The sequence below is a fragment of the Vibrio sp. 1069 genome (assembly GCF_033340555.1).
The window spans coordinates 91,607-103,081 of the sequence record NZ_JAWOWP010000005.1; the positions used below are offsets into that span (position 1 = coordinate 91,607).

Consider the following 11,475-nt stretch of genomic DNA (forward strand, 5'->3'; position numbering starts at 1 on the left):
AACTTTCTTCAGCCATAGATTAAATATAATAGTGGTTTTTGTTATGTTATCATTTGAGGTAAGTGTGAAATTAAAATTTATGATTCTAATAGTTTTTTCTATGTTTTTTTCTATCTCATCTCAAGCTGAAAGGAGAATTTATAACAAGAATCAGGGGGTTAAGCCTGAATTGTTTGATGCGAGTTATTTTTCAGGGCAATGGCAGGTAAATAAGCCAAAAAAACATCAATTTAGTGCTATCTCACACTTTGAGCAAAGGAGAAAACCAATAGTGGTTTTTTTTACGCCTTCAGGTGTTAATGATATTGATGAAAGAATAGATTTTTTCGCAAAAGAAAAAGATATTCTACATGCAAAGGCAAACATTAAGCTGAAAGATAGGTTGGAGCACGAAATTGAGTCTATACATTATTACAAGTATCTAACAAAAGAGCTTCCTAATGAAAGATTAAGTTATAAAGAAAACAAAAAACTCCGTGAAGACTATTTAGATAAATATCCAGTTAATTATTCTGATTATGATAGTCATTCTATGACATATTTCACATATGACAAAGAAGGAAGGTTGCAAAATTATAATACAATAAGTTACTTTGATTATAAAAATATTCACACTATGTCTCCTGTTACTAATGAAGTAATGAGAGAAAACATCAAGTGGTATAAGGAAAGATTTAATTTTGATGTGATAAACGAGACCGATTTTGTTTTAATTCCTGGTTGGATGTCCAGTTTTGTCTATATAGATATTGTATCCGATGACTTATTTCTTATGTATGGAAGCAAAAAAGATCAATCATACGTTAGTGGATTTAAGCGTGTTAAGAAAACAACACCTATTCCACCTTGGAAGGCTTACTTTGATAGCTTAGATTAATATCTTTGATGTTATCATCTAAACTTTGTTACAGGGGGATCCACCTTGCCTAAAAAGCAACCGCTTGATGCTTTTGGACTCTCTATGTTTGTTAGTTATCCCAAAACCTCCAATTATCTGAGTTAAGTTAGCTTGAACCTTGTACAAAAAGCAGCTAATAAATCAACCAATTGACGTTACAGTGCTACCGCATGAGTAGACCTTTTGTAAACAGATAATGGGTTCTTTGTTAATTCATTAAAAGATAGATAGTGTAAGTACTAAATTTCAAGTTCAAAAAACGACCGAAAAGAAGTTTAGAGCAAAAAATTCTGGTTAACATCTTGTGAGAATTAATATTAATTCAACTCATGCGTTCGCCCTGATTGACTTTACAAACAATGTGAGTGCTGACTTATTATTTGTGGATTATTCCTCCTTAATTTTAAATAATATTTAAAGGAAGATAAATATTTTGAAAGAATTAATTTTAGCAACATTAATCGGTTCTGTTCTTGTAGGTTGTGGTGGTAGTGACGACAGCAACGGTGATAATGGTGGGACTACACCTCTAACATCCGATACACCTGCTATTCCTGATGGTTCAACTGTTGGTTTAGGTGGTACAGTTATTGACGGTTATGTTCAAGGTGCAACTGTGTTTCTTGACCGTGACTTTAATGGTGTTTTAAGTGGTGATGAGCCACACGCAGTAACAGATTCAAGTGGTCAATATGTATTGCAAGTTGTTCCAGAAGATCCATGTCTTGGTGCAGCTCCAATTATTGTAGATGTGCCAGTTGGTGCAGTCGATAGCACAACAGGAGTAGTAACATCAGCTTACAAGATGTTGACACCACCAAGTTCTTTCGATGGTTACACTGGTCGTGATTCAAACACAACACCATTTACGACAATGGTTTGGACAGAAGTTCAAAAACAAGCAATCCTTGAGGGTGTAGAGTTAACTTGTGGTGCATTGATTGGTGTTGAGAGTGAAACATCAGACTGGTTGTTAGATACGACAGGTAAAGCAGAAAAACAAGTTGCTGAAAATATTGAAACCAATATCTCAGTGATCGAAGCTGTATCAACAGATAATCTATATCAAGATTTCATTAAAGAAGGTCGTGGCGACTTAGAAATTGTTGCACAGGAAGAAGTGGCAACTCTACAAGAAACAGAAAAAGCAAAATCTGAAAATCCAGATTCTCAAGCACTGGTTCGAGTTTTAAGTGAGTTAGAATATGATAGCTACGGCATCGTAGAAGACGGTTTGTACGTATCAACAATGAGCTTCCATGATAGTGTAAATGGTGCTGTGGTTGTTCTTGAAGAAGTCGAGGATCAAAATGACCAAGTTCTTTATTATCTGCAACGAACTTTGGTTGATACAGCTAAGTGGAATTATGTTGCCGAAAGGGTTAGTCAAGTTGGACTAAAGGTTTGTACTGAAAGCTCTTACGTGGTGTCAGTAAGTAATGAAGAAAGCATTAAGACCAACAGAATTTTTAATAACGTTGATTTTAATGACGAAATAGATAAATGCCCACTAACTCCTGATGCAGTTGAGCAAATTGTCTCTTCTGTATTTGATGATACGCAATCGAATGTGCATGCTAATAGTGGTAATGAAGATATTGTGAGGTCAGGCTTTACCGAAACGGAATTAGAGTATCCTAATGAAGAGCTTCCATTGTGGAGTGCAACGCCTTCGTCGAATAATTTCTATCAAGATATTGATGAATTGTTTGTTCAGCTTGAAAGTGTCATGTCAGGAAATGAAAGCTTTGATCAAACACCTTCAATCCATGATGGTCAAAGTGGCTGGAAAAAAGTGTTCCGTTACGAAGAAGGTACTTTTAATAAAACCCATTATCTAATCGAAAGAGATAGTGACGGTTTTTGGAGAAAAACAAGTATTGCAAATGATGGATATCAAATTCCTGAAAACTTTTGCCTTCGCCCTGCGGTATTTGAAGAGATTGTAGGTTTTGTGCCCACTGATGGTGCTTCTCATGACTACCGAGTAGATAATGGTAAATACTATGATTTTATCTCAGTACTCGATGGTGATTTATTCGAACAAAACGGCGATCCATTGGATTACTGGTTGAATACTGGTGACCGTGGTGGAGATGCTATATGGTCAAAAATCCCAAGTGACTATCAACCATCTGACGATTTTTTGAGTCCTTGTGACATAAGATATGATGCATGGTCTATGAGAGGGATTTATTTTGAACAATCAGGTGGTTATAAACTAAAATCTCAATAATTTTATACGCTTACCAATCTAAATTATTTGCACCTATGGCACAACGCTTTAGGTGCTTTTTCAATTCCAGTATATCAAGCATCTTCTGCTTAACGGTTAAGGCAGTATCATTCTGAGCGTGATGACACGCTTTGATGCACTGGTTTAACTCAGCTAATTCTTTTGTCACAGTTTCAATGGTTTGTTTATTTTTTTCAGTGATAGTTAGTCGCTGAAACTTGGCATTACTTAACAGAATAAGTAGCTTGTCAAGTTGCGATACTGGTTTTTGGGTAGCGGTTAACCTTTGCTTTGCTCGGTCAAAATCTTGCAGTAAAGCTGTTTTGACTGGTGTTGAAAGAGCGATGTCTTTCAGCTGCAATTTGGCGATATTAACGACCGATAGCGCTTCCTCTTGCGCTTTAGTTAATAGCTTAGCTGTGAACTGAGCCATCGTCTTTGCAAATCTCACTGGATTGCTCACGGCAATGCGTCTTTTCGATTTTGTACTGGATGATTGAGCCAGTGTCTTTAGCTTCGCCTTATACGCTTTCACAAACTCATCATCTTCACCTAATTGTTCGAGCTTTGGTTGCGCTATCTCGAAATCAAACACCAGTAGCAGTTCTTGCAAAATATGCAGATACGCAGGTAAAAACTGACGATTCTTAACGGTGAGTTGTACTGCTGCTGCAAGTTTATCTCCAATGCTCTGATACTCGTTTATGTCAAAATGAACCGGATTAGTATCAGGAAGGTGCACTCGTAACTGTGTATCTAAGTCCAGCAATTGCTGTGCGTTTGGTTTAAACAGCGCTGATTGGTTGTTTTGAAGCGTTAAATCATCGCTTTGAACCGTTAACGTTTCGCCATTGAATATTGCATTGATTAGTTGGGTTTTGTTCTTAAATCCGCACTGCAGCGTCAGTTCTGACAGATATTGTTCGACCTCCTGATTCGTTGAATAGTGAAAGAACTTATTGCTCATTGATTCTCCCCAATCGAGTTTTGAAAAGTTATCAGTTTTGATAACAATTCTTTTGAAAGTGGAGTGAAAGTGATTGGGTGATGTGTCCACTTTGGGGTTGAAGTTTGAAGAGTGACCTTTGTATTTGAGTGTCTGATAGGACGGTTCAGAAGTTGGTTTTTGTGGTTGATTTGTATCGTCATAGCGTCTCCTTTTCCTGTGCTTATCTCTATGTTGTATCGCACTTTTCAGATATTGCAATAGCACTTCATTAAACGACTGGTAAGAAGTCAACGGTGACCGTTGATTAGGTTTCATACGATACACCCACGCAGTGGTGGGAGTATAAACCCTTGTCTTGCAATGGTTTTTGATCTTTTGATTTGAATGTTTTGTGATTTTAGCGGTTTTGAATACTCCCTTTTTAGGGGGAAGGGAGTTTTGCCAGTTCACCAGTATCGTTGGTTAATGGTCTTACAGGTGGATAGTCCAGGTGGTTTTTTGTTGATTTGTCTTGGGCAGACCGTTGGACAATCGATCAACGATCTATGATAATCCTTGCCCCTTTTACCAGCCAGAGAGTAATTGTGTCTACCCCTACCATTTTTGATAAGAAATTGATTATTGAGTCCATTAAAGCGGAGCTTGAACCAACACGCCAAGATCGACAAGCAACGCCCGATATGTCTTGGGTTATTCAGATGGTCAGTGATGAGTTATTAGAGCAGATACTTGTCCATACTCGTGGTAATCAGGCAAAAGCATCAAGACTATTGGGGATGAACCGTGGCACTTACCGTTCAAAGATAAACGCTATTCGTGAGCGTAAGCTTTGGATTGACTGACACATTTCGATTTCTTAATTTCTATCACTCAAAATTAGCTCGTATTGTCACGATCTCGATTTGAAGGTGTATTGGCCTATCAAACCAGAGCGGCGGTTGAAAAACCGCAATTAACGATTGTTGAAAGATAGTTTCGTCAGTCTTTAGGCTTGCACTGCCTTTATTTACCCTAAATCTTGTCAATCGCTCTAATCTCCAGAGCAAATCCGCCCCGTTGGGGGCACGTTCTGAGCGTATCAGGCATGATTTTCATGTATCTCATTGCAATTCTTGTTTTGGCTTTACCAGAAAAGGCGAACTTGTTCGCAGAGTTTGGATGACGATCAAACGGTCAACGCTTGCACTGGGCTTCAAGACAAAAGGAGAATGAAAAGGGTTGTTTTTAAAGTGTGGCGAGTCGGCTGGCTGGTCAGCGACTTTATATTAAAAAAGAAATTATATTAAGATTATTAAATATATTAAAAGAGGTGGGCACTCTATCAGGATTATCGGACGTTTCATCAGAAAAACGTAGACGGTTTATCAAGGTCGAATGGACTGCTCACCAACTTGTTCGTTTTTGACCTTTCTCTCATTGACGAATGGCATAGGGTGGACAATTTGTAAATTATTTTGATGAACGGTCTTGACAAATCTTTTCAATATGTAACAACGATATAAGAGATAAAAATCAAATTGAGATAATTTACAGAATAAACTAACGCTAAATCACTTCCATCACCGCACTCAAACACGCTGGGATAGGCTTTTATGCTTTGATTTTTGCTCTTTAACGACAAACATCAAAGGAGAAGCTAATGTCTGTTAAAACGACGAAAAACAACCCAAAACATAAGGTTCTAATCGTAGAACGTCAGTTCATTCATACTCATTTCAACGAGTATCAACGTCTGCTTTTACCATCAGGTTTGAGCTTTAAAGCGCTAAAAGTGGCGTTTTATCTGCTGCATCACAATCAGCTAATCAACTACTATAACCAAAGCAATGAGATTGTGACTTGTCGTATCTCTCTGTCGGAAATATGCAGTTATTTTCAATCCAGCAAAAAGCCTATGTTGGATATACTGTACGAGCTAAAACATCCTTTAATTCAGATTGATTCTATTGATAATTTTTACATCACTTACTCTGTTGATACTGCTCCATTTAGTTCAAGAAAAGTTATCAAGATTGATAACCATCATGGCGATAAAACAAATCAAAGCTACTTCATAGACATAGATGAAATGAAACCGCATCGTTCAATCATTGGTTGGATGATGAGCAATTTCAAAAGCTATTATGGTCAGCAAGTAAAGCTTAAACGAGAGTTTTTATTCGACTTATTCGGGTATGACCGTGAGACAGAAAAAGACCGTAAAAATGCTGTAAGAGTCATAAAACGAGCCTCAAAACCACAGGGTTATACTTATCAGAATTATTCCTTTGTTCTGGCGAAACCAATGAAGAAACAGGCTGTAGAAGATGATTACGCTGTTCAACTTTCACAGCTTAATGCTGAGTCAGAGCAGGAATACACTCTAAGCCTTTATGATGAGGTGTATTATGGTCAGTTGTAATGTTTCGTATGAAGAATCTTTGGCTCAGTGGCAACGATCACATCCTTGCGTGGTATGCGTATCGCTACGAGTGTATCAAGGACATTGGTCAATTGAAGTTGTTGGTTTACCTGGTGTTGAAACACACGTTACAGCGAATCAGGATCAACCTATCGAACAGTGTCTTTATCAATTGCTGGCTTATGAAAGACTCATCGTTGTCGATAGGCAGAGCTTCTTTGCTGAGATAGAAAAGCGCCTGACCAGTCGATCATTTTTCACAGAGTATGTGATCAATCAATTAAAGCTCCGCACCGTCTCCATCGGACCTGACAGTCGGTATCGAACAGCGCAGCAACTACGAAACGACTACATTAGCGCTCAACTCTCTCGCCTAAAATCACACCGTCATTAGGTCCGATTTAAGGGGCTAATTTGCAACAATAATATAGGTAGTATTGTGCTCCTATCTTTGAAAATTGCCCTATATGGGGCATTTTTGTGTTTTAGGGAAAGAGGTTGCGGGATTTTTGCGGAGTATTGCTTCAAAACATGCCAATGATCTCTGGTGATAGCGGTCCGATTCTGCTGCGCGAGATTTCAACATTACTCTGAATGAAGGACAATAAGTGGTATGATTTTGGGTAATTTTTTATGGAATCAGACGAATAACAATGACTAACAATAATTTTTCTTCAACGGCAGCGTTTCTTTGGTCTGTTGCAGACCTTCTGCGTGGTGACTTCAAACAATCTCAATATGGTCGCATTATCTTGCCTTTCACACTGCTTCGTCGCTTGGAGTGTGTTCTGGAAGCAACAAAAGAGCAAGTGCTGGATAAATATGAATCCGTAAAGGCGATGCCGTTTGAAGCACAAGAAAAAGTGTTAACCCACACGGCTCAATTCAGCTTTTACAATACTTCCAAAATGGATCTAAACAAGCTGGGTGAGACAGGGGTGGCTCGCAACCTTGAAAACTACATTCAGTCTTTTAGCCCTAATGCTCGTGAAATCTTCGAACACTTTGATTTTTTCAATACTATCGACAAGTTAGAAGAGGCAGATCTGCTCTATAAAGTTGCAAAACGTTTTGCGTCCACTGACTTACATCCTAATGTCATTAATAACTACGGCATGGGGTTGGTATTTGAAGAATTGATTCGTCGCTTTGCTGAAAGTTCTAATGAGTCGGCGGGTGAGCACTTTACTCCGAGAGATTTGGTTCGCCTTACCACATCCTTGGTTTTTTCTCATGACGATGAATTATTAACACAATCGGGCTTAGTGCGTTCTATTTATGACCCAACGGCCGGAACGGGTGGTTTCTTATCGTCTGGTATGGAATATGTGCTTGAGCTAAACGAGCGCGCGTCGCTTTCTGCCTTTGGGCAAGAACTGAACCCTGAGTCATACGCTATCTGTAAGGCCGACATGCTCATTAAGGGACAGAAAGTCGATAACATTAAATTGGGTAACACCTTATCTAATGACCTACTGCGCACCGATAAGTTTGACTATATGCTGTCTAATCCTCCATTTGGTGTGGATTGGAAGAAGATTCAGAAATCGATTATTGATGAACACAACGAGAAAGGTTTTGAAGGTCGCTTTGGTGCGGGATTACCTCGTGTTTCAGACGGCTCATTGCTGTTTCTAATGCACCTCATCAGTAAAATGCGCCCGCTAACAGTGGAAGATAAAGCCAAAGGTACTGCGTCTCGTATTGGTATTATTTTAAATGGTTCACCGTTGTTTACAGGTGGGGCTGGCAGTGGTGAAAGTGAAATCCGTCGTTATATTCTGGAGCATGACCTGCTTGAAGCAATCATCGCTCTGCCAACCGATATGTTCTACAACACTGGTATCGCCACTTATATCTGGATTTTGTCTAATAACAAAGCACCAAACCGTAAAGGCAAAGTCCAGCTAATTAATGCGTCAAAAGAGCGTCCTAAAAATGGTGGACGTGGTCGCAGTGGCGGCGGTGAGTCAACCGATGAAATTGAGCATGTATTCTATGCTGCGATGAGAAAATCTTTAGGCAGTAAGCGTCGAGAACTAACAGAAGATGGTATTGAAACGATAGTAAAAACTTACGGTCAATTTGTTGAAAACGAGTTTAGTAAGATTTTTGATTACCAAGAGTTTGGTTACCGTCGTATTACGGTTGAACGTCCTTTAAAACTGGCTATTTATCCAAAAGATGAAACGCGCCTTGAGGCCCTTAAAGCGGATAAAGCGTGGTCAAAAATTAATGACTCGGTTCAGGAAGCAATCCTTAACGCGCTTACTATGTTTGAAGATGAAAAACTGCTTTCACGAGACCAGTTCCTAAAAGCTTTAACCAAAAATCTCGCTGGCACCAAACTCAGTGCGACACAGCAAAAACTGATTGTGAAACACTTAGGTGAGCATGATGATGAAGCCGAAACCTGCCTTGTAAAATCTGGTAAAGACAAAGGTAAGCCAGAAGCCAACCCAGATTTGCGCGACAATGAAAACGTGCCTTTAACCCAAACCGTTGAAGAATATTTTGCTCGTGAAGTTTTACCCCACGTTCCCGATGCGTGGATTGATGAAAGTAAGACAGATGAGTTAGATGGACAGGTAGGTATTGTCGGTTATGAAATCCCATTCAACCGCCATTTTTACGTATATGAACCACCAAGAAAGTTAGATGAAATTGATGCAGATCTTGATGCAGTATCGGCTGAGATTATGCAGCTACTTAACGAGGTGCACTCATAATGACTGGTCGTTATAAAGCATATTCAGAGTATAAGGAATCCGGAATTGATTGGATTGGGGTCATCCCAGTTTCTTGGAGTTGTTTACCAATTAAACGGAGCTTTGAGGTTGTTAATGGGTCAACCCCTCGCTCTGGTGAGAAGTTGTATTGGGATGGTGACATAACTTGGGTCACACCTGCGGATTTAAGTAAAGTTAACGAGAGTATATCTACTTCATCAAAGACTATTACAAATGAAGGCCTAAGTTCTTGTGGTACTTCTCTTGTCCCAAAAGGTTCGCTTATTTTATCAACCAGAGCACCAATTGGTACGATTGCTATTGCTTCAAAAGAGCTTTGTACTAATCAAGGTTGTAAATCGTTAATTAAAACAACCAGCGTTGAGAACAAATATGTTTACTACGTGTTGTCCATTAGTGGTAAGCAGCTTAACAATCTTGGCAGGGGTACAACATTTCTTGAACTATCAACGGATGAGTTAGCAAATTACCGCGTCCCAAATCCATCAATTCAAGAACAACAAAAAATCGCCAACTTCCTCGACCACGAAACCGCCAAGCGGTGATTTCTCACGCTGTAACCAAAGGTTTGAACCCTGATGCACCTATGAAAGACTCTGGTGTGGAATGGTTGGGAGATGTGCCTGAGCATTGGGAAGTATTACCCACAAAGCGCTTTTTTAGATTAGTCGCTGAACCCTCAACAAAAAATCATGGTAAGGAATTGTTATCGGTTTATGCAGCTATTGGTGTTGCCCCTCGAAAGGACTTAGAGCAAAAAGGTAACAAAGCCAGTAATACTGATGGTTATTGGTCTGTAAAAAAAGGCGATATTATCGTAAATAAACTGCTTGCTTGGATGGGGGCTGTTGGGTATTCCGATTATGACGGTGTTACCAGTCCTGCTTATGACATACTTCGAAAAACGAAAGATATTAACCCTAAATTTTATCATTTCTTATTTAGACAAGAGTTTACTCAAAGTGAATTCAAGCGTTGGTCTCGTGGAATTATGGAAATGAGGCTTCGTCTATATTTTGAAGAACTTGGTCGTATCATGATGCCTGTGCCGCCTAAGAATGAACAAGATAAAATTGTTGCTGAGATTGAATCTATGAATGCGACTTTTGTAAAAATTGAAGATAAGGCGACAAAGCAAATCGAGTTGATGAAAGAACGCAAGACAGCTCTTATCTCAGCAGCCGTGACAGGTAAGATTGATGTTCGAGATTGGCAGGAGAGTGCGTAAAGATGAGTAATGAGTTAACGCCACCGCAAGGCCAGTTCATCCTGTTTCAAAGTGCTGATGGTCAAGCGAATGTAGAGTGTTTGTTTGAGTCCGATAGCTTATGGCTCTCACAGAACCTGATTGCCGAGCTTTATCAAAAGAGTGTCCCCACGATTAACGAGCACTTGCGAAATATTTATGATGAAGGTGAGCTTGAACAAAATTCAACCATTAGGAATTTCCGAATAGTTCGTCAAGAAGGTAGTCGTCAGGTTAGTCGAGAGGTCGCCCATTATAACCTTGAAGCGATTTTAGCCGTGGGCTATCGAGTTCGTTCAAAGCAAGGTACACAATTTCGCCAATGGGCAACTCGAACGCTGCAAGAGTATTTGACCAAAGGTTTTGTCATGGATGATGAGCGTCTGAAAAATCCTGACAACAGTCAGTATTTTGATGAATTGCTTAACCGCATCCGTGACATTCGCTCATCGGAAAAAATCTTCTGGCGTAAAGTATGCGATATTTATGCAACCAGTGTTGACTATGATGGGAGTGCCCAAACCAGTATGCAGTTTTTCGCACAGGTGCAAAACAAAATGCATTGGGCTGCGCACGGCCATACCGCTGCTGAATTGATATTTAAACGAGTCGATGGTGATAAGCCTCACATGGGACTGACCACTTACAAAGGTACAGAGCCGACGCGCAAAGAAGTAGTTACAGCCAAAAATTATCTGTCAGAGAACGAGTTAGATACGTTAAACCGATTAGTTAACTCCTACCTTGAGTTTGCTGAACTGCAAGCAAGACAAGGTAAGCTTATGAAAATGGCTGATTGGGCGGAAAAGCTTGATGATTTTCTAAAACTGAGTGATTTTAATATCTTAACACACGCTGGAAAAGTATCTGCGGAGCAGGCGAAACAGAAGGCCAAGCACGAATACGATAAGTTTAGATGTGTGATTGACGCCAGCCCAACGCAAGTTGATCGAGATTTAGCAGCGGCTGTAAAAAAATTAGAAAAAAAGAAATAG

Annotated in this window: 10 protein-coding genes; 9 read left to right on the plus strand and 1 reads right to left on the minus strand. The window is 39.5% G+C overall.

Features of this window, described 5'->3' with window-relative positions; all coding sequences use genetic code 11:
* The first annotated feature begins 64 nt into the window (after positions 1-64).
* Entirely contained in the window at positions 65-877 is an 813-nt protein-coding gene (locus R7040_RS10355) for a hypothetical protein (protein WP_270049763.1), read from the plus strand.
* 454 nt (positions 878-1,331) lie between these two features.
* Positions 1,332-3,134, plus strand: coding sequence for a hypothetical protein (locus R7040_RS10360; protein ID WP_262646918.1), 1,803 nt, complete (start codon positions 1,332-1,334; stop codon positions 3,132-3,134).
* Positions 3,135-3,144: 10 nt separating this feature from the next.
* On the opposite strand, the gene R7040_RS10365 is transcribed toward R7040_RS10360, so the two are convergent.
* A complete protein-coding gene (locus tag R7040_RS10365) occupies positions 3,145-4,533 on the minus strand; it encodes a hypothetical protein (protein ID WP_262646919.1) in 1,389 nt (462 codons plus the stop codon).
* Positions 4,534-4,667: 134 nt separating this feature from the next.
* On the opposite strand from R7040_RS10365, the gene R7040_RS10370 reads away from it, so the two are divergent.
* The 7 genes from R7040_RS10370 to R7040_RS10400 all read left to right on the plus strand — a co-directional run bounded on the left by R7040_RS10370 (position 4,668) and on the right by R7040_RS10400 (position 11,475).
* On the plus strand, positions 4,668-4,925 hold the full coding sequence (locus tag R7040_RS10370; RefSeq protein WP_228084435.1) for a helix-turn-helix domain-containing protein: 258 nt from the start codon (positions 4,668-4,670) through the stop codon (positions 4,923-4,925).
* Positions 4,926-5,722: 797 nt separating this feature from the next.
* A complete protein-coding gene (locus tag R7040_RS10375) occupies positions 5,723-6,484 on the plus strand; it encodes a hypothetical protein (protein ID WP_262646920.1) in 762 nt (253 codons plus the stop codon).
* Complete coding sequence (locus tag R7040_RS10380) at positions 6,471-6,878, plus strand: hypothetical protein (RefSeq protein WP_139061206.1); 408 nt, start codon at positions 6,471-6,473, stop codon at positions 6,876-6,878. The genes R7040_RS10375 and R7040_RS10380 overlap by 14 nt, the downstream gene beginning before the upstream one ends.
* Before the next feature lie 259 nt (positions 6,879-7,137).
* Positions 7,138-9,213 carry a class I SAM-dependent DNA methyltransferase gene (locus R7040_RS10385; protein ID WP_318096862.1) on the plus strand — a complete coding sequence of 692 codons (2,076 nt, stop codon included), beginning with the start codon at positions 7,138-7,140 and terminating at the stop codon, positions 9,211-9,213.
* Positions 9,213-9,779 carry a restriction endonuclease subunit S gene (locus R7040_RS10390; RefSeq protein WP_318096863.1) on the plus strand — a complete coding sequence of 189 codons (567 nt, stop codon included), beginning with the start codon at positions 9,213-9,215 and terminating at the stop codon, positions 9,777-9,779. Before R7040_RS10385 ends, R7040_RS10390 begins: the two co-directional genes overlap by 1 nt.
* A 41-nt stretch (positions 9,780-9,820) precedes the next feature.
* Complete coding sequence (locus R7040_RS10395; protein ID WP_318096864.1) at positions 9,821-10,462, plus strand: restriction endonuclease subunit S; 642 nt, start codon at positions 9,821-9,823, stop codon at positions 10,460-10,462.
* 2 nt (positions 10,463-10,464) lie between these two features.
* Entirely contained in the window at positions 10,465-11,475 is a 1,011-nt protein-coding gene (locus tag R7040_RS10400) for a virulence RhuM family protein (protein WP_262646923.1), read from the plus strand.

Coding starts and splice junctions, on each gene's coding strand:
- R7040_RS10395 (WP_318096864.1), top strand. CDS start 9,821: ATGAAAGACTCTGGTGTGGAATGGTTGGGAGATGTGCCTGAGCATTGG.
- R7040_RS10390 (WP_318096863.1), top strand. CDS start 9,213: ATGACTGGTCGTTATAAAGCATATTCAGAGTATAAGGAATCCGGAATT.
- R7040_RS10380 (WP_139061206.1), top strand. CDS start 6,471: ATGGTCAGTTGTAATGTTTCGTATGAAGAATCTTTGGCTCAGTGGCAA.
- R7040_RS10400 (WP_262646923.1), top strand. CDS start 10,465: ATGAGTAATGAGTTAACGCCACCGCAAGGCCAGTTCATCCTGTTTCAA.
- R7040_RS10385 (WP_318096862.1), top strand. CDS start 7,138: ATGACTAACAATAATTTTTCTTCAACGGCAGCGTTTCTTTGGTCTGTT.
- R7040_RS10375 (WP_262646920.1), top strand. CDS start 5,723: ATGTCTGTTAAAACGACGAAAAACAACCCAAAACATAAGGTTCTAATC.